This is a genomic window from Microbacterium sp. ABR10 (assembly GCF_057812175.1).
On record NZ_CM173821.1, the window covers coordinates 2,851,920 to 2,875,037 of the forward strand.

The 23,118-nt window shown below is 71.5% G+C and carries 23 protein-coding genes; 12 read left to right on the plus strand and 11 right to left on the minus strand.

The genetic code is table 11. The features are described 5' to 3' along the window. The first annotated feature begins 9 nt into the window (after positions 1–9). Complete coding sequence (locus tag ACXKZF_RS13310; RefSeq protein WP_488984499.1) at positions 10–933, plus strand: oxygenase MpaB family protein; 924 nt, start codon at positions 10–12, stop codon at positions 931–933. Next, positions 930–1,517 (plus strand): DnaJ family domain-containing protein, encoded by a 588-nt coding sequence (locus ACXKZF_RS13315; RefSeq protein ID WP_488984500.1) that lies wholly within the window; start codon positions 930–932, stop codon positions 1,515–1,517. Before ACXKZF_RS13310 ends, ACXKZF_RS13315 begins: the two co-directional genes overlap by 4 nt. Positions 1,518–1,526: 9 nt before the next feature. Here ACXKZF_RS13315 and ACXKZF_RS13320 read toward each other — a convergent pair whose 3' ends face one another. Both ACXKZF_RS13320 and ACXKZF_RS13325 read right to left on the minus strand, forming a co-directional pair. Continuing rightward, the gene (locus tag ACXKZF_RS13320; RefSeq protein WP_055955575.1) at positions 1,527–2,357 is read right to left on the minus strand and encodes an HpcH/HpaI aldolase/citrate lyase family protein; all 831 of its coding nucleotides are present in this window, start codon (positions 2,355–2,357) and stop codon (positions 1,527–1,529) included. Continuing rightward, positions 2,354–3,805 (minus strand): cation:dicarboxylate symporter family transporter, encoded by a 1,452-nt coding sequence (locus tag ACXKZF_RS13325; RefSeq protein ID WP_055955572.1) that lies wholly within the window; start codon positions 3,803–3,805, stop codon positions 2,354–2,356. Before ACXKZF_RS13325 ends, ACXKZF_RS13320 begins: the two co-directional genes overlap by 4 nt. Before the next feature lie 175 nt (positions 3,806–3,980). Between ACXKZF_RS13325 and ACXKZF_RS13330 the strand changes: the two genes are divergently transcribed. The 3 genes from ACXKZF_RS13330 to ACXKZF_RS13340 all read left to right on the plus strand — a co-directional run bounded on the left by ACXKZF_RS13330 (position 3,981) and on the right by ACXKZF_RS13340 (position 6,820). Further along, the gene (locus ACXKZF_RS13330; RefSeq protein WP_488984501.1) at positions 3,981–5,585 is read left to right on the plus strand and encodes a sensor histidine kinase; all 1,605 of its coding nucleotides are present in this window, start codon (positions 3,981–3,983) and stop codon (positions 5,583–5,585) included. After that, positions 5,582–6,265 (plus strand): response regulator, encoded by a 684-nt coding sequence (locus tag ACXKZF_RS13335; RefSeq protein ID WP_055955565.1) that lies wholly within the window; start codon positions 5,582–5,584, stop codon positions 6,263–6,265. Before ACXKZF_RS13330 ends, ACXKZF_RS13335 begins: the two co-directional genes overlap by 4 nt. Positions 6,266–6,472: 207 nt before the next feature. Then, positions 6,473–6,820: a GIY-YIG nuclease family protein gene (locus tag ACXKZF_RS13340; RefSeq protein ID WP_488984502.1), complete on the plus strand. Its 348-nt coding sequence runs from the start codon at positions 6,473–6,475 to the stop codon at positions 6,818–6,820. Between the two features lie 88 nt (positions 6,821–6,908). On the opposite strand, the gene ald is transcribed toward ACXKZF_RS13340, so the two are convergent. Next, positions 6,909–7,994 (minus strand): alanine dehydrogenase, encoded by a 1,086-nt coding sequence (gene ald / locus ACXKZF_RS13345; RefSeq protein WP_488984503.1) that lies wholly within the window; start codon positions 7,992–7,994, stop codon positions 6,909–6,911. Positions 7,995–8,149: 155 nt separating this feature from the next. On the opposite strand from ald, the gene ACXKZF_RS13350 reads away from it, so the two are divergent. Next, positions 8,150–8,623 (plus strand): Lrp/AsnC family transcriptional regulator, encoded by a 474-nt coding sequence (locus ACXKZF_RS13350; protein WP_488984504.1) that lies wholly within the window; start codon positions 8,150–8,152, stop codon positions 8,621–8,623. 172 nt (positions 8,624–8,795) lie between these two features. On the opposite strand, the gene mmuM is transcribed toward ACXKZF_RS13350, so the two are convergent. Continuing rightward, entirely contained in the window at positions 8,796–9,650 is an 855-nt protein-coding gene (gene mmuM, locus ACXKZF_RS13355) for a homocysteine S-methyltransferase (protein ID WP_488984505.1), read from the minus strand. Continuing rightward, positions 9,647–10,153 (minus strand): MarR family winged helix-turn-helix transcriptional regulator, encoded by a 507-nt coding sequence (locus ACXKZF_RS13360; RefSeq protein WP_055955553.1) that lies wholly within the window; start codon positions 10,151–10,153, stop codon positions 9,647–9,649. The genes mmuM and ACXKZF_RS13360 overlap by 4 nt, the downstream gene beginning before the upstream one ends. Positions 10,154–10,408: 255 nt before the next feature. Between ACXKZF_RS13360 and ACXKZF_RS13365 the strand changes: the two genes are divergently transcribed. The 4 genes from ACXKZF_RS13365 to ACXKZF_RS13380 all read left to right on the plus strand — a co-directional run bounded on the left by ACXKZF_RS13365 (position 10,409) and on the right by ACXKZF_RS13380 (position 13,848). Further along, complete coding sequence (locus ACXKZF_RS13365) at positions 10,409–11,977, plus strand: deoxyguanosinetriphosphate triphosphohydrolase family protein (protein ID WP_488984506.1); 1,569 nt, start codon at positions 10,409–10,411, stop codon at positions 11,975–11,977. A 58-nt stretch (positions 11,978–12,035) separates the two neighbouring features. Then, a complete protein-coding gene (locus ACXKZF_RS13370; protein ID WP_055955546.1) occupies positions 12,036–12,455 on the plus strand; it encodes a hypothetical protein in 420 nt (139 codons plus the stop codon). 31 nt (positions 12,456–12,486) lie between these two features. Continuing rightward, positions 12,487–13,131, plus strand: a complete 645-nt coding sequence (locus tag ACXKZF_RS13375; RefSeq protein WP_156459175.1) for a hypothetical protein — start codon at positions 12,487–12,489, stop codon at positions 13,129–13,131. A gap of 159 nt (positions 13,132–13,290) precedes the next feature. Then, positions 13,291–13,848, plus strand: coding sequence for a P-loop NTPase family protein (locus ACXKZF_RS13380; protein WP_488984507.1), 558 nt, complete (start codon positions 13,291–13,293; stop codon positions 13,846–13,848). A gap of 216 nt (positions 13,849–14,064) precedes the next feature. On the opposite strand, the gene xylB is transcribed toward ACXKZF_RS13380, so the two are convergent. From xylB to ACXKZF_RS13405, 5 genes are all read right to left on the minus strand, one after another. Next, positions 14,065–15,456: a xylulokinase gene (gene xylB, locus ACXKZF_RS13385; RefSeq protein WP_488984508.1), complete on the minus strand. Its 1,392-nt coding sequence runs from the start codon at positions 15,454–15,456 to the stop codon at positions 14,065–14,067. Positions 15,457–15,699: 243 nt separating this feature from the next. Next, complete coding sequence (gene xylA, locus ACXKZF_RS13390; protein ID WP_488984509.1) at positions 15,700–16,887, minus strand: xylose isomerase; 1,188 nt, start codon at positions 16,885–16,887, stop codon at positions 15,700–15,702. A 104-nt stretch (positions 16,888–16,991) separates the two neighbouring features. After that, the gene (locus tag ACXKZF_RS13395; RefSeq protein WP_488984510.1) at positions 16,992–17,888 is read right to left on the minus strand and encodes an esterase/lipase family protein; all 897 of its coding nucleotides are present in this window, start codon (positions 17,886–17,888) and stop codon (positions 16,992–16,994) included. A gap of 64 nt (positions 17,889–17,952) precedes the next feature. Then, positions 17,953–18,150, minus strand: coding sequence for a glycine zipper domain-containing protein (locus ACXKZF_RS13400; protein WP_055955525.1), 198 nt, complete (start codon positions 18,148–18,150; stop codon positions 17,953–17,955). A 53-nt stretch (positions 18,151–18,203) separates the two neighbouring features. Next, a complete protein-coding gene (locus ACXKZF_RS13405) occupies positions 18,204–18,689 on the minus strand; it encodes a glutathione peroxidase (protein WP_488984511.1) in 486 nt (161 codons plus the stop codon). Between the two features lie 321 nt (positions 18,690–19,010). Here ACXKZF_RS13405 and ACXKZF_RS13410 point away from each other — a divergent pair, with 321 nt between their 5' ends. Together ACXKZF_RS13410 and ACXKZF_RS13415 are read left to right on the plus strand one after the other, a co-directional pair. Further along, positions 19,011–20,171, plus strand: coding sequence for an ROK family transcriptional regulator (locus ACXKZF_RS13410; protein WP_488984512.1), 1,161 nt, complete (start codon positions 19,011–19,013; stop codon positions 20,169–20,171). 175 nt (positions 20,172–20,346) lie between these two features. Continuing rightward, positions 20,347–21,594, plus strand: a complete 1,248-nt coding sequence (locus ACXKZF_RS13415; protein ID WP_488984513.1) for a D-arabinono-1,4-lactone oxidase — start codon at positions 20,347–20,349, stop codon at positions 21,592–21,594. A 612-nt stretch (positions 21,595–22,206) separates the two neighbouring features. On the opposite strand, the gene ACXKZF_RS13420 is transcribed toward ACXKZF_RS13415, so the two are convergent. Next, positions 22,207–22,935, minus strand: coding sequence for an SDR family oxidoreductase (locus ACXKZF_RS13420; RefSeq protein WP_055955512.1), 729 nt, complete (start codon positions 22,933–22,935; stop codon positions 22,207–22,209). Positions 22,936–23,118: the final 183 nt, after the last annotated feature.

Below are 23,118 nucleotides of genomic sequence, written 5' to 3' on the forward strand. Positions count from 1 at the left end.
GCTGGAAGGGTGACAGACGCCCCCTCCTCCCCCGCCCCCGACTGGATCCAGTCGCTCCGCGGGAAGATCCTCGTCGCCCTCGCGGGTGACCCGACCGGCATGGCCCCCTACGTGCGCGACATCGCCGAGGGCGACGACGCGGGGTACTTCGCGGAGAACGGCCCCGCCTGGACGGTGCACGCCGGAATGGGCACGCTCGTGGCCGGCATCCGGGCCCTTCTGCTGCAAGCGCTGCACCCGGGCGCCCTCGCGGGCGTGCACGACTGGTCGCGCTACCGCGAAGACCCGATCGGCCGCCTCACCGGCACGGTGCGCTGGGTGATCACGCTCACGTACGGCTCGAAGACCCAGGCGGATGCCGAGACCCGCCGTGTCGGACGCTTCCACCAGCGTGTGAAGGGCGAGTACCGCGCGGGCGACGGCGCCGAACGCACGTATACGGCGGAGGCGACGGACCTCGTCCGCTGGGTGCATCTCGCCTTCACCGACGCCTTCCTCGCCGGCCACGAGGCGTCGAAGAGGCCCATTCCCGGCGGACCCGATGCCTACGTCGCGGACTGGGCGACGGCCGGCCGCCTGATGCGCGTCGTCGACCCGCCCCTCACCCGCGACGCGCTGCGCGGCGAGATCGACGGCTTCTGGGAGCGCGGGGAGCTGCGCGGCGGAGAGCGCGTCGACGAGGTCGTACGGTTCTTGCGCAAGCCACCGTTCCCCGGCGCCATGGGTGCGGCCTATCGCGTGCTGTTCGCGGCGGCGGTGGCGACCATCCCCCGCCGGTACCGCAAGATGCTGGGCGTGCGGCGGTGGCCGCTGCCCGTGCTGACGCTGACCCGGGTGATCCTGCGCATCACCGAGCGCGCCCTCGGGTCGGGACCGCGCGCGCAGGACATGGCATACAAGCGTCTGCGGAGGCTGGAGCGGGAGGCGGCGTGAGCGAGGATCCTCGTCAGGCGGCTGAGCGGTACCGCCTCGATCGCCGACTGCGGGAGGCGGGGCTCGCCCCGTCCCCCGACGAACGAGCGGCGGACGAGGCGGCGCGTGACACGGCGTCGGGGCCGGCGAGGGGATCGACGTCGGCTGAACGCGCGGCCTTCGTCGAGACCGCGCTCCAGCAGGCCATCCGCCGGGGCGACTTCGACGACCTCCCCGGTGCGGGCAAGCCCCTGCCCGACCTCGGGGGCGGGCACGACCCGGACTGGTGGATCCGCCGAAAGATCGAGACGGAGAAGCTCACCGGGCTCGGGCCACCTGCCCTCACCCTGCGCGTCGAGCACGCCGAGATGGCGGAACGGCTGGATGCCATCGCACGCGAGCCCGAGGTGCGCGAAGCCGTGGAGGACTTCAACCGTCGAGTGATCGACGCGCGGCGGCAGCTGCTCGGCGGACCGCCGGTGGTGACACCCACGGTCGACGTCGAGGCCGAAGTGGCTGCGTGGGCCGCTCGGCGACGGGCGCGCGAGGCGGCGGCGACGGTTGCGAGTCCCGTGCGCAAGCGGCGGTGGTTCGGGCGGCGGTGACGCCCGGGCTCAGAGGGCGGCCAGGGCCTCCGCGCGCTCGACCAGGGCGCGAGCCCGGGCGAGGGTCGGCGCATAGGAACCGTCGACGGGACCGTCGGGGGTCGCCGACAGCAGTGACCTCGCGGCCTCCACCTCGGCGGGCGACGGGGTGAAGCCCGCGTGCGCGCCGGCAACGGCGGCATCCTGAAGCGCCAGCGTGCCGGTGAAGCCCATGGCGACCGCGTGCAGTGCGGCATCCCGAGCCTGCTCGATCGGACCGCACGGGCCGTCGATGGGTCCCGCGATCCCCACGGCGGCCGAGGCCACCACGAGCTGCGCCCGCGGCCACGACAGCGCCATGCGATCGGCCGCCATGCCGGTGTCGCGCCGAAAGTCTCCGGTGCCGAACGCGAGGCGACGGGTGGCGGGGTGTGCGGCGATCGCCGGCGCGGCCAGGAGCGCTGCGGCCGACTCGACCATCGCCACGATGGGAGTGCCGAACGGAAGGGATGCCGCCACGTGGGCGACGTCATCAGGGCCGGCGCACATGGCCAGGACGACGCCCGCGAGGCGACCCTCCAGATCGCGGCACAGGGACAGATCGTCGTCGCCGTCGCGGGTGCCGGCGGCGCTGATCCGCAACCAGACCGGGGCGTCGGCGGCGGCACGGTGCGCCCGCTCGCGCCCCTCGGCCTTGCGGCCGGCGGGGAGCCCGTCTTCGAGGTCGAGCACGAGGACGTCGGCCGTGGTGTCCAGGCCGCCCGCGAGCGGCGAGCGAAGCATCCAGGTGCGGGCGAGGTCCACACGCGCGGGGGCGGGGGCGGCCGAAGCCGCCCCCGCCGGGGTGTGCGCGATGGTCACGAACGGCTCCGAGCCACAGCCTCCGCCTCCGCCTTGGCGCGGAAGGTGTTGAGCGTGTCGGTGTCGACCGTGGCGGGGCCGGTGCCGGCCTCGGCCGAGGCCTGCTGCTTGGCATCCGCCGACTTGTTGACCGAACCGTGGTCGTCGCCGGTGAGCAGGTTCTCGTCGAACGGGATCCGGCCGGCGAGCACCTCGCCGACGCGCTCGCGGTCGTACTGCTTGGTCCAGGCACCGATCAGCATCGTGGCCACGGCGTTACCGGTGAAGTTGGTGACGGCGCGAGCCTCGGACATGAAGCGGTCGATTCCGACGATGACACCGACACCGTTGACCAGGTCGGGGCGGTAGGCCGAAAGACCACCGGCGAGCGTCGCCAGGCCCGCACCGGTCACACCGGCTGCACCCTTGGACGCGATGATCATGAAGACCATGAGGCCGATCTGCTCGGGGATCGACATCGGCGCACCCATGGCGGAGGCGATGAACAGCGAGGCCATGGTCAGGTAGATCGCGGTGCCGTCGAGGTTGAAGGAGTAACCGGTCGGGACGGTGATGCCCACGACGGGCTTCGAGACACCCAGGTGCTCCATCTTGGCGATCAGACGGGGAAGCGCCGCTTCGGAGGACGAGGTGCCGACGATGAGGAGGTACTCGCGGCCCAGGTACTTCATGAGCGAGAAGATGTTGACCCGCGTGACGGCGTAGAGCAGCGTGCCCAGGACACCCACGATGAAGACGAAGCACGTGAGGTAGAACGCACCCATCAGGATGCCGAGGCTGATGACGGCGGCGAAGCCGGTCTTACCGACGACGGCGGCGATGGCGCCGAACGCACCGAGCGGGGCCAGCCACAGGATCATGCCGAGGATGCGGAAGACGAGCACCTGGAAGTTGCGGATGGCGTCGACCATCTTGGCGCCGCGCTCGCCCATCCGCTGAAGGGCGAAACCGACGAGCAGGGCGATGAAGAGCACCTGGAGGATGCTGCCGCCGGTGAACGCCGAGAAGAAGGTCGTCGGAATGATCCCGAGGATGAAGTCCTGCGTGGTGGTGGGCTCAGCCGCCGCCTCGTAGGTGGCTCCGGCGATGTTCAGGCCCTCACCGGGGTGGATGATGTTGCCGACGATGAGGCCGATGATCAGGGCGAACGACGACATGATCAGGAAGTAGACCATCGCCAGGCCACCGATCTTGCCGACCGTGGAGGCCTTGGCGATCGATCCGATGCCGACGACGATCGTGCAGAAGATCACCGGGGCGATCATCATCTTGATCAGGCTGACGAAGCCCTTACCGATCGGCTCGAGCGTCGTCGCGAACGCGGGGGCCACGAGGCCCACGACGATGCCGCCGACGACGGCGATGATCACCGAGATGTAGAGCCAGTGGTTCGGGTCGATCTTCTTGCGAGGCCGGCCGTCGCGAGTGGTGCGGAGTGAAAGTGCCATGAGCGCCTATCTCCTCTTTCTAACGTCATTGTTATTGCCGGCCGAACTGCCGGTGGGTGAGATGCCTTGTTCCTGCCGGCGGGGCCGCCGGTGGATGTCATGACTGTGGTCGACGGCGAGCCCCACGACGATTTGTGGTCGTATTGTTCACGGCATGGACGCGAAAGGGCGAGGGATGCGACTGAGCGTGGGTGGGCGCCTGGCCCTCGTGTCGCTCGGCATCGTCGTGCTCGTCGCAGGTGTCCTCGCCGCGCTCCTGTCCGTGCAGTTGAGCGACTCCGGGCAGCGCGAGGCCGAGCAGGTGACCCGGTCGGTGGCCGAGACGTTCGCGCACGAGTCGGAGATCGCCACCCTCGCCGCCGCTCGCGACTCCGACCGTCTGCAGCCAATGGTCGAGCAGATCCTCCCCGACGCCGACCTCTCGTTCGTCACGATCATGACGCCCGACGGCATCCGTCTCACCCACCGCAACCGCTCCGAGATCGGCCTGCCGTACCAGGGTTCGAGGGCCGAGGCCCTCGCGGGCGAGAGCTTCACCGAGGTGTACGTGGGAACGCTCGGACCATCGGTGCGCACCATCGTGCCCATCCGCGAGGGAGGTGACGAGGACGGCCCCATCGTCGGCCTCGTCGCCGTGGGCGTGACGCTCGGCGCCGTGCAGCAAGACCTCGCCGCCCGCGTTCCCCTGATCGTCGCGGCATCCGCGGCCATCGTCGGCTTCGGCGTGCTCGGCGCGCTGTTCGTGCGCCGGAGCGCCCGGCGCGTGACCGGTTCGTACACGCCCCGCGAGCTGTCGCGCCTCGTCGACAGCTACGAGACCGTGCTGCACTCGCTGCGCGAGGGACTCGTAGTCACCGACCGCGACGGGCGCATCGTGCTCTACAACGACGAGGCCGCCGACCTCCTCGGCCTGCCGCCGGCCATCACCGGCCAGGTCTCGCTCGACCCGCACGACGTCGACATGGACACCGATCTGGCGGACGCCATCGCCGGTGGTCGCCGCATGGTCGAGGAGACCGTCGTGAACGGAGACCGCGTGCTGCTGGTCAACCAGGAGGAGGCGCGAGATCTCTCAGGCCGCCGCGCGCCCGAGCGTGGACGGGTGATGACCCTGCGCGACCGCTCCGAGCTGCAGGCCCTGCTGGGCGAGCTGGAGGGCGTGCGCACGCTCAGCGACACCCTGCGCTCGCAGACGCACGAGCACGGCAACCGCCTGCACGCGCTGCTGGCACTGCTCGAACTCGGGCGCATCGACGAGGCGCGGCGACTCATCGTGGCATCCACCGAAGACCGTCAAGAGCTGGCCGACCGCCTTGTCTCGGACGACGACGACGCCGTCGTCGTCGCCCTGCTGCTCGGCAAGCTCGACGAGGCCGCCGAGCGGGGCGTGCGCCTCGACCTCGATGTCGTCGAGCCGGCCCCCCGCGTGCCGTTGGCGGCGCCGGAGGCGGTGACGGTAGTCGGCAATCTCGTCGACAACGCCCTGGATGCCGCATCCGCGGGCGCCGAACCACGCTGGGTGCGCGTGTCTCTCACCGCGCGCGAGGGTGACGCGGTGCTCGAGGTCGCCGACAGCGGCGCGGGCTTCGATCCGTCTCTGCACGACCCGTTCGCCTACGGCGCCTCGACCAAGCCCGCACACGCGCCGGGCGGGCGCGGTGTCGGCCTCGCGCTCGTGCGCGACATCGTCGCCGCGCGCGGGGGGACCCTGCAGCTGGCGGCCGAACCGACGACGGTGAGGGTGTTCCTCCCCGTCGTGACGGAGCAGGTGCCGGCATGATCCGCGTGCTGGTGGTCGACGACGACGCCCTCGCGCTCGAACTGCACTCCGCTTACGTCGCGCGGGTCCCGGGCTTCGAGGTCGTGGGGCAGGCCGCGGGGGCCCGCGCGGCGCTCACGGCCCTCGCCGACCCCGAACGTCGCATCGACCTCGTTCTGCTGGACATGACCATGCCCGACGGCACCGGTCTCGACGTCGCACGGCATGTACGGGCGATGGGCTCGCGCGTCGACATCATCGCCGTCACGGCGGTGCGGGATGCCGCGACCGTGCGCGCCGCGGTCTCGATCGGCGTCGTGCAATACCTGATCAAGCCGTTCGCGTTCGGAGCATTCCGCGAGCGTCTGGAGGCATACCGCGCCTACGTCGAGGGCCTCGACCGCGCCGCCGGCGAGGCGACGCAGTCGGAGGTCGACGCGCTGCTCGGGTCTCTCCGGACGGTCGCGCCGCCGACCATGCCGAAGGGACTGAGCGACGAGACACTGCACTCCGTGGCCGAGCACGTGCGCACGGCATCCGGAGCCGTCTCCTCGACCGAGGTCGGTGAGGGCGAGGGAATGTCGCGGGTCACCGCCCGGCGGTACCTGGAGCACCTCGCCGACGTCGGGCGCGTGCGCCGCGAGCCTCGCTACGGCGGGCAGGGAAGGCCCGAGATCACCTACGCGTGGGTGCGGGGGTAGCCGCAGGCATCTGAGCCGCGCCAGGTTTCCGAGCTCGTCGAAGGGACCGGAGGTATCGACAAGCTCAGCCACCTCGCCTCCCCGACCCCGTGCCCCGATCCCCGACCCTCGGGCCCCAGGTCCCTGAGCTTGTCGAAGGGACCGGGACCCGCCGGCGTTGTCCACAGCCTGGACGAGCTACCCCGAGCGCAGTGCCATCATCACGGGATGCCATGGGCGTACATCCTGGAATGCCGCGACGGGTCGTTCTACGTCGGCAGTACGGGCCGAGAACTAGAGAGCCGCGTGTGGGAGCACAACCATGACGATGACCTCGCGGCATCCTTCACGAAGAAACGCCGGCCAGTGCGCTTGATCTACGCCGAATGGTTCGACGCTGTGGAGGCGGCGTTCGCCCGCGAGAAACAGCTTCAGGGGTGGCGCAGGGAGAAGAAGATGGCGCTCATCGCCGGACGTGGCCAGGATCTCCCCCGACTTTCGAGGGGCGGTTCGGGCTCGAAGGCTAGGACAGGTTCAGCCTCCACCCAAGGGCCTCAGCCCCCGCCAATTCGCTGAGCCCGGCGAACGGGACCGGCGGCTTCGACAAGCTCAGCCACCTCCGCCGCAGCTGAATGATCGAGCACATCGACGGCTCGCTCGCCCCTCAGAGGTCGAAGGCAGCGCGGACGCCCTCGTTGACCACGACGCCGGCGCGCACGTTCAGGCCTTTGGCGAGAGCGAGATCGGCGGATGCCGCGGCCTCCCATCCCGCGTCGGCGATGCGCGCGATGTAGGGCAGGGTGGCATTCGACAGCGCCCGCGTGGAGGTGTGCGGCACCGCGCCGGGCATGTTCGCCACGCAGTAGTACAGCGCGTCGTGCACGCGGAAGGTCGGGGCGTCATGGGTGGTGGGGCGAGAACCCTCGAAGCAGCCGCCCTGGTCGATCGCGATGTCGACGAGCACGGCCCCCGGCTTCATCGTGCGTACCATCTCGTCGGTGACGAGTTTCGGGGCCGCGGCACCCGGGATCAGGACCGACCCGATGACGAGGTCTGCGTCGGCGAGCTGCTCGGCGATCGCCAGGCGGGTGGACGCACGCGTCTCGATCGCTCCCCCGAAACGTTCTTCCAGCTGCCGGAGCTTCGGGAGCGAGATGTCGACGACCGTGACGCGGGCGCCGAGTCCGAGGGCGTTGGCCGCCGCATGTTCGCCCGCGACGCCGCCGCCGATGACGACGACCTTCGCGCGCGGCGTGCCGGGCACGCCCCCCGGAAGCAGGCCCCGCCCACCCGAGGCGCGCAGCAGATGGTGGGCGCCCTCGATGATCGACAGGCGTCCGGCGACCTCGCTCATCGGCGCGAGGAGCGGCAGCGCGCGGTCGGCAGTCTGCACGGTCTCGTAGGCGACAGCGGTGGTGCCCGCGGCCATGAGGGCGTCGGTCAGCGGGCGGTCGGCAGCGAGGTGCAGGTAGGTGAAGAGGGTGAGGTCGCGGCGGAGGAAACCGTACTCGGGCGCGATGGGCTCCTTGACCTTGACCAGCAGCTCGGCGCGGGCCCAGGTCTCGTCGGCGGAGGCGACGATCTCGGCCCCGGCGGCACGGTACTGCTCGTCGCCGAACCCGCTGCCCTCGCCCGCACCGGCCTGCACGAGCACCTCGTGACCGCGGTGGACGAGTGAGTCGACCCCGGCGGGCGTCATTGCGACGCGGTTCTCGTTGTTCTTGATCTCGGTCGGCACGGAGACGCGCATGGGTTCCTCCTCGAGCGGGTGAGCGTTGCGGAGAGAATCGCAGAATACTGTGTTTCTGTGGTGTTTCTCCGCAGATCCTTCGGTCACTACCGGTGCGCCAGCGCTATTGTCGGTCTCACCGCGCCTCCGGCGCCCGGGAGGACGAAGGATCTACGATGATCGACGACGACCTGCACCCGCTCGACGCGCACATCATCGAGCTGCTGTCCGCCGACGCGCGCATGACGAACGCCGCACTTGCCGAGGCCTTGGGGGTCGCGGCATCCACCGCTCACGTGCGCGTGCGCGCGCTCGTCGACCGCGGCCTCATTACCGGGTTCCACGCCGCCGTCGACCAGAGCCGTCTGGGACGCGGACTGCAGGCGATCGTCGGGGTGACCCTGCGTCCGGGTCAACGGCAGGAGAGCATCCGCGCCTTCGCGCACGACGTGCGCCGGCACCCGGACGTCATCCAACTGTTCTTCCTCGGCGGGGCCGACGACTTCCTCGTGCACATCGCCGTCGACGACTCCTCGGCCGTGCGCCGTTTCGTCGTCGACCACCTCTCCGCGCGGCACAGCGTGGCATCCACACGGACGAGCATCATCTTCGAGTACCACCGCAACGCGGTCGCGGCGGACTTCGACTGAGGGCGTCGACGGTTCCGGCCGCTTCGGCTGCCGGCGGCGTCGCGACACAACGCAGCAGATCCGGCCGCGTGAGCGTGCGAGCGCGGGATCAGTCGGCTGCGGTAGAGCGAAGATCCTGCGTTGTGCACCTTCGCGACAGCAACCCGGTGCCGCCGGGACCACGTGACGGCAGTCAGCGCAGAGCAGCGGCGATCGCGGCGATGTCGGCGGGGGTGGAACGGCAGCAGCCGCCGACCAGGCGTGCGCCCGCGGCGACCCACGCCGGGGCCTCTTCGTCCAACGGGGCGGCGGGGCCGAGCCAGGCGCGGGCGGCGGCGTCCCACCGCTCGCCCGTGTTCGGGTAGGCGACCGAGGGGATGCCGGGCACTTCGGCGAGCGCGGACAACACCGTCGCGGGCGCGCAGCAGTTGACTCCCACCGCGATGACCCCGGGGACGGATGCCGCGACGCGCAGGGCCGCCACACGCGAGCCGGGGGCGGCGAACCCCGTGCTGTCGGCGGAGAGGCTGACGAACGCGGGGACGCCGAGGTCGGCGAGCTCGATCGCCAGCGCCTCGACCTCGAGCCGCGACGGGATCGTCTCGACGGCGAGGAGGTCGGCCCCGGCGCCGGCGAGGACGTGCAGCCGACGTCGATGCGCGTCGCGCAGCTGCGAGACGGTGAGGCCGTAGTCGCCGGTGTACTCGCTGCCGTCTGCGCGGAGCGCCCCGATCGGACCGACGGATGCCGCGACCACGACGTCGCCGGCCTCCCGGGCGAGCGATACCGAGCGGGTCAGGAGCGCCTCGACGTCGGCATCCGGGATCCGCCCGTCGAATCCCAGCTGGTAGGAGGCCGTTATGACGACCTCGGCGCCCGCCGCGGCGAACGCGGCGTGGGCCGCGCGCACCTCGTCGGGGTCGTCGCGCAGCACACGCGCCGACCACAGCTCCGAGGTCACGTCGTTTCCGCGAGCCTCCAGCAGAGTGCCGAGTCCGCCGTCGAGGACGACCGGGCGTCGCGTGATGGTGTCGGCGAGGTCGATCACGCCTCGTGCGTCTCGCCTGCCGCGAGCACGCGCAGAGCACTCGCCAAGAGGGCCTGGTCACCACGGCTGACGTCGCGCAGGGCCTCGGCCTCGAGGCGGACGAGCTCGGTCATCGCAGCATCCACCCGTTCGATGCCCTCGGGGGTGATCGCGACGAGGATCGCGCGACCGTCCGACGGATTCGGGCGGCGGTGTACAAGACCGCGCTCGGCGAGCTTGTCGAGGCGGTTGGTCATGGCCGCACTGCCGATCATGGTGGCCGCGATCAGACGCGTCGCACTGAGCTCGGTGCCCGCGCGGCGGAGGACGGCGAGCACGTCGAACTCCCACACCGCGATGCCGGCGCTCGCGAAGGCCTTCGCGCGCAGCTTCGACAGGTGGAATGCCGCGCGGCGCAGGCGCGACATCACGTCGAGGGGCGTCAGGTCGACGTCGGGTAGCAACTGCGACCACGCATCGATGAGGAGGTCGACCTCGTCGTCCTTGCTGCTCGCGGTAGGCATTCTTCGACGGTACCGGAGCCGCGGGGTGCGGGGGCGCAGTGACGGGCGTGCCGGGACCGCCGGCATCCCCGCGTCCGGGTGTCTAGGGCACTCGAGCACGCATCAGGCAGCAACCCGGGTGAGCGGACACCGGATGCCGACGCGACTCCCGCGTGAGTCCGCGCGCGAAAGCGCACCGGCGACGCGACGCGCGGCTCCCGTGTCCGGCATCCGCGTTAGCGTGGAGCATCGCCCCCGACGCCGCGGAAGGAACCGATGACCCTGCACGACGAGACCGCTCCCCCGGCCGCGGACGCCGACGCCTCCGCGCCGGCCGGCGAAAACCCCGGCGTGCGCGGCATCGTCGAGAACTCGGCATCCCGTGTCTTCCCCGACCGCGACGACGCCCGGGCCGATCCCTGGTCGATCGACCTGGAGCGCATCCAGTTCTCGCCGTACTTCTCGCGGCTGTCGGCTGTGACGCAGGTGGTGTCGCCGTCGATCGGCGGAGCACCCGTGCACAACCGCCTCACCCACACGCTCAAGGTCAGCGCGATCGCGCGGGTCGTCGCCTTGCAGCTCAACACCCGCTCGCGCCGGGCCGGCGAGGGCGACGTGTGCAACGCGACCGTCGTCGAGGCTGCGGCCTACGCGCACGATCTCGGGCACCCGCCCTTCGGACACCTCGGGGAGTCGACGCTCGACCGTCTCGCCCGCACCGAACTCGGCCTCGCCGATGGGTTCGAGGGCAACGCGCAGACGTACCGCATCCTCACCGCGCTCGACGTGGTCGAGAACGCGCCGCGCGGGCTCAACCTCACCGCCGCGGTGCGCTCGGCGTCGGCGAAGTACCCGTGGGCGCCATCCGTCGACGCGGCCGAGATCGAGCGGATCGGCGCGCCGCGTGGCATCCGTCGCTCCTCCGACGGCGCGTATCGCGTGCACAAGTATTCGGCGTACGACCTGGATCTCGCCGACCTCGCCGAGGCTCGGCAGGGGGTGGATGCCGAGCCGCTGCGCCAAAGCGTCGAGGGCGCCGTGATGGACCTCGCCGACGACATCGCGTACTCGGTGCACGACGTCGACGACTTCTACCGGGCCGGCATCCTGGATCACGCGCCCATCGCGGCGGAGTTCCGCGGCTGGCTCGACGACGTGCTCGAGTGGCGCTCGCGCGACGACGCCGAGGTGCGCGCCGAGCTCGCACCCGGCGCGGGTCTGGAGCGGCTGCGCCGCAAGATGCGCCGCGACGACCCATGGATCGCCGACGACGAAGCCTTCCTTGCCGCCGTCAGCGACGTGGATGCCGAGATGGTCACCGACCTGCTCGCCCGCCCCTTCGACGGCTCGCTCACGGCCGAGCGCCGACTCGCGGGCTTCACCGACCGGTGGATCCGGCGGTTCCAGGAGTCGGCGCGGCTGCGTCCGCTCGACACCCCGCGCGCGGGTCCCGTCGTGCTGTCGCCGTGGGCGTGGCACCACGTGGAGGTGCTGAAGTTCGTGCACAAGCGGTTCGTGCTCAGCCGCCCCGACCTCGCGATCCAGCAGCGCGGCATGAGCCGCATCCTCGCCCGGTCCGTTCGCGCCCTCGGTGAGTGGCTCGACGACGACCGCGACCGCGCCCGCACCCCGCGGCGCCTGCGCGAACTCATCGCCCTCGCCCGTGAGCAGTACGCCGCCCTGCCCGCCGAACGCAGACCCTCGGATGCCGAGGCCGAAAAGCTCGCGCGCTCCCGCGGCATCGTCGACTACGTGGCATCCCTCACCGACGCGCAGGCGTTCGCCCTGTCGGAGGCGATCTCGGGCCGCGCAGATCGGCTGTGGGCGCTGGGGCAGCGGCTGTAGGTCTCTGCCGCGGTCCGGCGGGTTGCCAGCCGGTGCGGGCCCGCCTACGGTGGGCGGCATGCGACACCGCGCCGCCGTTCTTCTCGTCACGAGCGCCGTCGCCCTGCTCGCGGGATGCTCCGGGGAGTCGGTCGTCGCCGATCCGCCCTCCGCCGACGTGATCTTCGACCGCGCCCAGCAGTCCGCCGATCTGCTGCCCGCCGACGTCGCCTCCCTCTACGACGGCGACAGCAGCCGATACGTCGGCGAAGACTCCGCGGGCGACCGCTATTGGGCGGTGAAGGATCAGTCGGCCACGGCGTGCATCCTGCACCTCCCCGCCGACGACCCCGAGGAGTATCTCGGCTTCTGCGGGGGACCGGGCCTGTCGGGCGAGACCGCGGCGGGCATCGTCGTGGAGTACGCTTCGTCACCGTCGCAACTCGACCCGGATTCCGCGGAACTCGTGGGCGACACGCTCCTGGTGAAGCGCCCGTGATCCCTGTCGCGGCACACGGACGCCGGGCGTCATGAGGTCCTCGCATCCGATCCCCGGCAACCCGTGGCCGCGCGGCATGACCATGACGACCGACGATCGCCCGACCACGGTCAACGAGCTGCTGTGGGTGCGCGAGGCGTTCGATCTCACGGTGGCGGGTGACGCGCCGCCCCCACTGCTCGACTCGCCCGCCCCGGCGTCCAGGTCGCTGACCGAGAGCGAACGCGCCCGCTGGGCCGCCGCTTGGCCCGACGTCTGGACGGCGGTCGTCGAACACGCGGCGCGACCGCACGACGCCGAGGCGATGGACCGCCTCATGCGACAGGACACACCGGTCGAGGAACGGCCGGCCCTGCTCGCGCGCCTGGCGGGGCCCTCATGGCGCGACGCCTTTGGCGACGAGGTGTTCGACGACCCGTCGCACCGGGCGTGGGACGAACGATCGTTCGCGTCCATCCGTTCCGCCCTCCCCCCGAATTACGAGGCCCAGCCGGAGCGGCGGGCCGTGGACCACCTCGCCGCCGCTTGGCGGCGGGGGCTTGGGAAGATCATCGTCCTCGCCTGCGAGGGGACGTTCGTGCGCTCGGTCGGGTCGAGCGGACTGCTCGTCACCACGGGCGACCGCGATGACAACAGGTCGTACCGCGAAGCCCTGGCCTCGTTCGCGCCTCGTTGACGGAGGCCATGCGGCGGCGCCCGCGCGGCATCCACTGGTGCGTTCCACCAGCGCCGAGATCGCACGCGTTTCACGAGATGACACGCCCTTGCCGCGAACGACACGTCATCTCGGCGAACGGGCGTGATCTCGCCGCGGGCTGAGCCGTACGATCGGCGGATGCTGTGCGTCACCGACCCGCTGCCCGCGCGGCCCCGGCGGATCGTCGTCGCGGGGGTGTCGGGTGTGGGCAAGACGACGCTGGCGCGGCGGATCGCCGAGATCACCGGCATCCCCCATACCGAGATCGACGCGCTGTTCCACGGGCCGGACTGGACGCCCCGGCCCGCATTCGTCGATGACGTGCGCGCCCTCGTCGCGCGGGACACCTGGGTGACCGAGTGGCAGTACTCCGACGCGCGGCCCCTGCTGACCGCTCGCGCCGACCTGCTGGTGTGGCTCGACCTGCCGTTCGCGACCGCGACACTCCCCCGTGTCGTCGCCCGGACGGTGCGACGGCGCCTTCGCCGCGAACGCCTGTGGAACGGCAACGTGGAACCTCCCCTGCGGACGTTCTTCACCGACCCCGAGCACATCGTGCGGTGGTCGTTCGCGACGCGGAGGAAGTATCGCGAGCGGATCCCCGCACTGCGCCGCGATCTGCCGGTGGTGCGCCTGCGCCGCCGGCGGGATGTCGAGCGGTGGGTGGCCGGAGCGCTGACCGACACGGTGCGCTGAGCCGAGGACCGGCGCGCCGCGTCATCCGCGTCCACGCACCCGTCCCTCGGCAGACCAGCCTCGCCTCGACCCCCGACGATCGCGCAGCATCTCGATCGCACCCGAAAGGGGCCGTTCGCTGGATCACGCCCTGGTCGGGCCGGCGCCTGCCGACCGACCGTTCACGCGGGACGGGAGCCGTCGGCATCCCCCTTACAAGATGCCGACGGCCCAGGTCTACTCTGCCGCACGCAGCGCCGCGACGACGTCGTAGCGCTCTCGAATGGTGGGGCGATGGTCGGGCTCCACGGCGCGCGTGGTGGCGACCGTCCAGTCGACCGGGCCGCCCGCCAGCACGCCCGCCGCCTGCCGCGCCGCTCCGAGGGCGACGTACTCGCCCGCGGCCGGCACGACGATCTCGGCGTCGAACACCTGCGCGGCGATACGCGCGACGCCCTCGTTGGCGGCAGCTCCCCCGATCAGCAGGATGCGCCGCACCTCCACGCCCTGCGCCCGGATCGCGTCGAGCCCGACAGCCAAGCCGCTCAGCATCCCCTCGATCGCGGCGCGCGCGAGATTCGGACGGTTCGTGGATGCCAGGGTCAACCCGGTCAGCGACGCCTGCGCCTGCGGGAGGTTGGGGGTGCGCTCCCCCTCGAACCAGGGCACGAGCACGATGCCGCCGGCGCCGGGCTCGGCCTGGAGGGCGAGGGCACCGAGCTCGTCGTGCGGGACACCGAGCAACCCGGCGACGGCGTCGAGCACGCGGGCGGCGTTGAGGGTGGCGACCAACGGCAGGAACCGGCCGGTCGCGTCGGCGAAACCGGCGACCGTGCCCGTCGTGTCGCGCGTGGGTACGTCGGCGACCGCGAAGACCGTGCCGGAGGTACCGAGTGATACCACCACGTCGCCCACGCCCGCGCCGAGCCCCAGAGCGGCACCCGCGTTGTCGCCCGCGCCGGGACCGACGAGGGCGCCGCCGGGGAGCGTCCCCGCGCTCTCCCACGGCCCGAGCACACGAGGCAGCACCGCCTCGTGACCCAGTGCGCGGCGGAACAGGTCGAGGTCGTAGCCGTCGGCACCCCAGTACGCGGTTCCCGACGCGTCCGAGCGATCGGTGACGAGCTCGCCGAGCACGGCGTTGCCGGGCCCGAACCCGCGGAGGCGCCACGTCAGCCAGTCGTGCGGTAGCGCGACGGCGGCGACGCGCGCGGCGTTGTCGGGTTCGGCATCCCGCAGCCAGCGGAGCTTGGTGCCGGTGAACGAGGCGACCGGCACCGCCCCGGTGCGCTCGGCGTAGGCGCCGGCGCCGACCTCGTCGATCAGGTCGCGCGCAGCCTGCGCTGAACGGGTGTCGTTCCACAGCAGGGCATCGCGGATGACGCGCCCCTCGGCATCTAGCACGACCATTCCGTGCTGCTGACCGGCGATCGAGACCGCCGCGACGTCGTCGAGGCCGCCGGCTTGCGCGATGGCATCCTGCAGTGCGCGCCACCACGCCTCGGGATCGACCGAGGTGCCGGGGGGATGCGGCGCACGCCCCTCGCGCACGACCCGTCCGGTCTCGGCGTCGACGACGACGACCTTGCACGACTGCGTCGACGAATCGACTCCCATGACGAGCGCCATGCTCTGCCCTTCTGTCTGCCGCGCCTTCGTCGGCGCGGTCTGTGGTGTTCGAGCGCCCGCGAGGCGGGCTCCCCCGTTGAGTGTCCACAACTCGCCGTTCGCGCGCCGGTGGCGCGGAGTGTTGTGGACACTCAACAGGGGTTAGGCGGGGCCGGGAACCGGATTAGCGGCGCCGAGATGGACCCGCCGGCCGCGTCGGACGGACGGGTGCCCGGATGCCGTGGCATCCGGGCCCCTCCGAACTCAGCGGGCGCCGAGCAGGTGCTCGGTGGCGAGCTGCTGCAGGCGCACGAAGCCGAAGCCCTTGCCGCCGAGGTAGGCGTCGGTGTCGAAGTCCTCGTACGCCGAGCGGTCGGCGAGGAAGTCGTCATAGGTCTCGCCCTCGTTCAGCGTCGGCTGCGCGAGCTCGGCCACCTTCGCAGCCTCGAGCGCCTCCTGCACCTCGGGGTCGGCGCGGAAGGCCGCGGCGCGCTCCTTGAGCAGCAGATAGGTGTTCATGTTGGCCGAGACCGAGTCCCAGACGCCCGTCTCGTCTTCGGTGCGCGAGGGCTTGTAGTCGAAGTGGCGGGGGCCGTCGTAAGCGGGGACGCCGCCGGGGCCGCCGTTCTCGAGAAGGTCGACGAGCGCGAACGCGTTGTGCAGGTCACCGTGACCGAAGACGAGGTCCTGGTCGTACTTGATGCCGCGCTGACCGTTGAGGTCGATGTGGAAGAGCTTGCCGTGGTACAGCGCCTGGGCGATACCGGCGGCGAAGTTCAGGCCCGCCATCTGCTCGTGTCCGACCTCGGGGTTCAGTCCCACGAGTTCGGGACGCTCGAGCGAGTCGATGAACGCGATCGCGTGGCCGAGGGTCGGCAGCAGGATGTCGCCGCGGGGCTCGTTGGGCTTGGGCTCGATCGCGAAGCGGATGTCGTAGCCCTTGTCGGTGACGTAGTCGCCGAGCAGATTGACGGCCTCGCGGTAGCGTTCGAGCGCCTGGCGGATGTCCTTCGCGGAGTCGTACTCGGCGCCCTCGCGGCCGCCCCACATGACGAAGGTCTTAGCGCCGAGCTCCGCGGCGAGGTCGAGGTTGCGCAGCACCTTACGGAGCGCGAAACGGCGCACCTGGCGGTCGTTCGAGGTGAAGCCGCCGTCCTTGAAGACGGGAGCGGAGAACAGGTTCGTCGTGACCATCGGCGTGATGATGCCGGTGGCTTCCATCGCGCCCTTCAGGCGGTCGATCTGCTTCTGACGCTCAGCGTCGGTCGAGCCGAAGGCGAAGAGGTCGTCGTCGTGGAAGGTGAGCCCGTAGGCACCGAGCTCGGCGAGCTTCTCGACGACGTGCACGACGTCGAGGGGCTCGCGGGTCGGGCCACCGAAGGGGTCGGTGCCGTTGTAGCCGACGGTCCAGAGTCCGAACGAGAACTTGTCATCGCGGGTGGGGGTGGGCATTCCTGCTCCTTCGCATGGAGACGCACGGGTGCGTCATGACGCACATCGGGGTTTGTTGGTGCTCACAACATATATGGCGGATGCCGCGGCGTCCAGCCCCTGCCTCAGACCCCGAGCGCCCTGTCCACGACCGCGAACACTTCCGGATCCCACGTGAGCGCGCGGTCCCACGGCAGCCCGAACGCCTCGGCGAAGAAGATGCTGTGCACGTGATCGGAGAACGAGTGCCGTTCGACGGTCGGCAGCACCGCGGCGGGAATCTTGTCGGCGCGTCCACTGGTCAGCGAGACGAGACCGTCGTGCGGCCACAGCTGCGCCGGCTCGGTCGCCGCGGCGAAGTACCCCGCGCCGATCGCCGTCACCGGGATGCGGTCGAGCACCCCCGCCTGGGCATGGTTCCACTCGCGCAGGAACCGGCGCGACACCTCGTGCGCGGCTCCCTGGGAGTGGGCATCCGCGTACGGGCGCACCTCGGCGAAGATCTGCTGTGTCGCCGGGTCGTCGTGCGCGTCATCCTCCGAGAGCTCGCCGTCGAGGAGGTCGCCGAGCACCGATCCGTCCCACGGGGTGCCGAGTGTCACGAGCCGTTCGATCCGGAGGCTGTCGTCGCCCAGCTCGCGGATCGCGGCGCGTGAGAACAGGCCGCCCATCGAGTGACCGACGAGGTCGACGCTGGTCACGCCCTCGTCCGCGGCGAGGCGCCGCAAGAACCCGGCGAGTGCGACCCCTGCGTCGTCGACGCGGCCCACGGCGTTGATCGTGACGTCGGCCGGGAGCACGACGGGGACGTCGGCGAAGCCCTGCCACCCGGCATCCTCCCCCACCTCTCCCTCACCGATGCGGGCCGGAGCGGTGAACACGCGGATGCCGTGGTCGAGGAAGTGCGCGCGGAGGGCGGTCATCGTGTTGCCCGCCGCGAGGCCGGACGCGGCCGCGCGCTCCGGGTCGGTGTACGGGGTGACGGCGGCACCGCCGGAGACAAGGACGACAGCATCGGTCATGTCGCTCAGATTACCGACGAGCGCCGGGGCGCCTCAGCCGCCCGACATCACGGCCGCGGGCGCGTCACCGATCCGAACGCCTCCGGAGGAGCGTGTCGGCCGCGACCCCGGCGGTCAGACCCACGGCGGCGCCCAGCAGCAACCCGAGTGCGAGATTGTCGAAGCCGAACACGCCGATGGCGGCGCCCGCCGGCAACCCGAGGACGATGCCGATCGCGATCGGGTTCACCGCGGATGAGCGCTCGGGATCGTGGCGTGTCATGGCTTCACCGTAGGCACACCGGCCGGCGCGCACCTCCCCCTCGTGGGGGACGCTCAGCCGGGCAGCGCGTCTTCGATCGCGGCGACGACCTCGGGGGCGTCGGGGAGCGTCCGCGGGCTGAAGCGGGTCACGCGGCCGTCGGGAGCCACGACGAACTTCTCGAAATTCCACGAGATGCGGCCGGTCTTGCCCTCGGCATCCGGGGTCTGCGTCAGCTCCTTGTAGAGCGGGTGGGCGTTTCGACCGTTGACCTTGACCTTCTCGGTCATCGGGAACGTCACGCCCCACGTCGACGAGCAGTACTCGGCGATCTTGTCGCTGTCGCTGAGCTCCTGCAGGAACTGGTTGCTCGGGAAGCCGATCACGGTGAACCCGCGGTCGGCGTAGCGCTTGTGCAGCTCTTCGAGGGTCTCGTACTGCCCCGAGAGCCCGCAGCGCGAGGCGACGTTCACCACGAGCGCGGCCCTGCCCTCGGTCAGCGCGCCGAAGGTGGTCTCTTCGCCCTGGAGGGTGGTGACGGGGATGCCGGAAAGGTCCATGCTTCGATCCTCGCACCGCCGCCTTTGACCGGGGTGGGAATGGGGCGCCATCGCGCGGGACCGGGGTGGGAATGGGGCGCCATCGCGCGGGATCGCCGCCGCCGCGCGGCGCCGACGCCGGCTCGGCATCCACGCATAAACACGATTCGTGCGCGGAAACACGACGACAGCGCGTTTATGCGCACGAAGCGTGTTTATGCGTGAGGGGAGCGGCGGCCTCGGCGCCGGATGCCTATCGTGGCCACGTGAGCGCTCACGCCAGAGCGGGCCATCACGGTCACGCGAGTCCTTGACCGCACCCGCCCGTGGCACAGTGGTGGCATGGTCACCGCGGGGAGTCGGGGCGACGGCATGCGCCGTGCCAACCTCTCGCTCGTGCTGCGCACCGTGCACCGCGAGGGTCCGCGTTCGCGCGCCGCCCTCACCGAGGCGACGGGGCTAAATCGCTCGACGATCGCCGATCTCGTGGGCGAACTGCAGCGTGCCGGCCTCGTGATCGAGCGAGCGTCCGAGGCCCTGGGGCGCGTCGGTCGTCCCTCCCCCATCGTCGTGCCCGACCCCCGGGTCGTCGCCGTGGCGGTCAACCCCGAGGTCGATGCGCTCGACATCGGCGCCGTGACCCTCGATGGCACGATCATCGCGCGCCGGCGCCTCGAGCAGACCGCCCTCCTGAGTCCCGAGCGCACGGTCGAGCTGGTCGAGGCGGCCCTCGCCGGCTGGCGGAGCGGACCGCTCGCCGAGAGCCGGATCGTCGGTGTGGGCGTGGCTGTACCCGGCCCGGTGCGCGCGTCCGACGGACTCGTCCGCGAGGCACCCCACCTGCAGTGGCGTGACGCTCCGCTCTCGGAGCTGATGACGGATGCCACGACCCTCACCGCCCACGTCGGCAACGACGCGGCCCTCGGCGCTCTGGCCGAGCACCTCTTCGGTGCGGCGCGCGGCGCGCACGACGTGGTCTACCTCAACGGCGGCGCGAGCGGCATCGGCGGCGCCGTGATCGTCGGCGGCGTCCCTCTCGGCGGCGCCGGCGGCTACGCCGGGGAGTTCGGGCAGAACCGCCCCGGCATCGTCGACGCGGCCGACCGGCGCGCGAGCGGCGGGGTGCTCGAAGACGAGGTGAGCCGAGCGCTGCTGCTGTCGGCGGTGGGCCTCGACGGCGGCGACGACGCGGTCCTCGCTGCTGCCCTGGCATCCACCTCCGATCCCGCGGCGCACGCCGAGGTCGATCGGCAGCGGAGGATCCTCGCGACGGCGCTGGCGAACGCGGCGAACGTACTGAACCCGGCGGTCATCGTGCTGGGCGGCTTCCTCGCCGTGCTCGCCGCCCGCGACCTCGACGGCCTCGACACCGCCGTCCGCGCGCAGACGGTGGCGGCTTGCGCCGACGGCCTGCGCCTGGCCGTCGCCGAGCTGGGCGAGGACCGCCTGCTCGTCGGCGCGGCCGAGGCGGTGTTCGAGGCGCAGCTGTTCCCGGCTCGCTGAGTCCGACGCGGCGGAAGCGACGACCACCGTGGCGGGAGGAGATCCCGAGAGGGGAGGAGACCCACCGCCACAGCGTCCTCCTCTTCCAGAATCTCCTCCGCCGCGGCGAGGCGACGGCGAAGGACGGCGGACAGCGGCGACTCCGATGTCGGAGGTTCGAGGCAGGATGGGAGGCGTGATCCACAGACGCGACCCCGGAGCCACCTGGTCGGGCAACCACCGCTACCGCGCCACCGAGGTGCTCCTGCCGAGTGACCTCGTCGAGCTCGCCGAGGTGGTGGCATCCGCTGGCACGCTGCGCGTCCAGGCCACGCGGCACACGTTCAACGACGTCGCCGACTCGGACGCGGCGCTGGTCTCGCTCGAGCGCCTGCCGACCCGCGTCGAGGTGATCAGCGATCGCGTGCGCGTCGAGGGGCTCGTCACCTTCGCCCAGCTCGCGCCCGTGATCGAGGCCGAGGGGCGCGCGCTGCACAACCTGGGCTCGCTCCCCCACATCTCGGTCGCCGGCGCCACTGCCACGGGCACCCACGGCTCGGGTGTGCGAAACGGCAACCTGTCGAGCGCGGTACGGGCGCTCGACATCATGGATGCCGACGGGCACACGCACCACGTCGACCAGGCCCACGCCTGGTTCCCGGCCGCGGCGATCGGGCTCGGCGCTTTCGGTGTCGTGACCGCCGTCGAACTGCAGACCGAACCGAGCTACCAGGTGACGCAGCAGGCGTACACCGGCGTCGCGTGGGACGACATCGCGGGTGACCCCGAGCGGGTGTTCGGCGGCTCGCGCAGCGTCAGCGTCTTCACCACGTGGGGCGACCCCGCGCACGACATGGTGTGGGCGAAGAGCGACGACGGCGCGCCCGACTGGGTCGAAGAGCTGGGCGGGCGTCCCGTCGGCGACGACATCCATCTGGGGCGTATCCGCACCGTCGACAACACCACCCCGCGCGGCACGCCCGGGCCGTGGCACACGCGTCTGCCGCACTTCCGCGCCGATGCGCTCCCCAGCGACGGCGACGAGATCCAGACCGAGTACTTCGTTCCACTGGCGTCGGCGCGCGAGGCCCTCGCCGCGGTGAAAGCCGTCGCCCCCGCGTTCGACGCGCAGCTGCTGGTGAGCGAGTTGCGCACCGTCGCCGCCGACGAGCTGTGGCTCAGCCCGGCCTACCAGCGCGACGTCCTCGCCATCCACTTCACGTGGCGTAACGACACCGACGGGGTTCTCGGGGTGTTGCCGAGCATCGAGGCGGCCCTGGCGCCATTCGACGTGCGGCCGCACTGGGGCAAGGCGTTCACCATGCCCGGCGACGCCGCGCGCGCAACGCTCACCCGCGTCGATGACTTCCTCGCCGCCGCCCGCGAAGCCGACCCGCGCGGCGTCTTCCGCAACGACTTCTTGCGGCGGACGCTGGGCCTCTAGCCCACTCACCCTGCGGCATGGGCCCCGCGGGTCCACGAGAAGCCGAAGCGATAGCCGCGGTCGCCGTTCCGGTCGGGCCGTGGTTGTCATTGCGGTCGCGGTCGCGGGCGCCGTTGCGGTCGGGCCGTGGTCGCCGTTGCGGTCGGGCCGTGGTCGCCGTTGCCGCCGCGGTCGTGGTCGCCGTTGACGTCGAGGTCGGGCCGCGGTCGCCGTTGCCGCCGCGGTCGTGGTCGCCGTTGACGGCGCGGTCGCCGTGGTGGCCGACCGGAGGCGCGGGCTCGCCCGAGGGATCGGCGGCGGCACCACAAGTTGCGCCCGGACTACGGCCACGCAAAGTCAGCGATTCGCACAACCTCAGCCGCCGGGGCCGAATGCCACTGACCTTGCGCGAATCGCTGAGGATACGCATCACCCAACGGGCGTCGCCCGCGCCCACCGCGCACCCGCCGCCACCGCAGCCCCCGCCGCCGCCCCGCAAAGTCAGCGATTCGCACAACCTCAACCGTCAGGGCCGAATGCCACTAACCCTGTGCGAATCACTGAGGTTGTGCCGTGCCGCCGCGACCGCGAAACGGCGCCGCCCACCGCGGCGCCGCCCCGCGGCATCCGGGATCAGCGGCTGGAGTAGCCGCCGTCGATGGGAAGCGAAACGCCCGAAATCATGCCGGCGCCGTCGCTGAGCAGGAACACGATGGGGGCGGCGATGTCGTCCTCGGTCGCCCACTTGTGCAGGGGCATCGCTTCGAGGAACGGGCCCTCGATGTCGGGGCGACCCCAGTACCAGGCCGACATCGGCGTCATGACGACGGTCGGGTTAACGCTGTTGACGCGGATGCCGTAGCCGCCGAGCTCGAGGGCCGACACGCGCGTGATGTTGTCGAGCGCCGCCTTGGAGGAGCCGTACGAGATGTGGCCGGTGAGGGCGACGAGGCTGGCCTGGCTGGATACGTTGACGATCGCACCGCCCTTGCCGACGCGGATCATCTCGCGCGAGGCGTACTTGGTGACCAGCAGCGAGCCGCGGGCGTTGATGCTCATGACCTTGTCGAACACGTCGATGTCGGTCTCCATGGGGGTCGCGATCTCGCCACCCCAGCCGCCGCAGTTGACGACGCCGTAGAGGTCGCGGCCCTCGATCGCGGTGCGGATCTCGTCTTCGGACTCGAGGTCGAAGACCACGGGCTCGGCGCCGGTCTCGGCGGCGATCGCCTCGACGCTGTCGGCGGTGCGACCAGCGGCGAGCACGGTCGCGCCCGCGGCGACGAGGTGGCGGACGGTCGCGCCGCCGATGCCGCCACCGGCGCCGGTGACGAGGATGGTGCGGTCGGTGAATTCGGTCATGGGTGGGCTCTTTCGCGGGTCCTGGAGGCGAGGACGACGGCGGTGTCGTCGCGGCCCACTATAACCACAGAATCACGCGGATGACTTCGGTGTCATGACGAATTGATCACGGGTGTTGACACCGGTGACATGGTGGCCGTACCGTAACCAAAGTTCGACCGGTGCACCCCACCGGAAACCGCT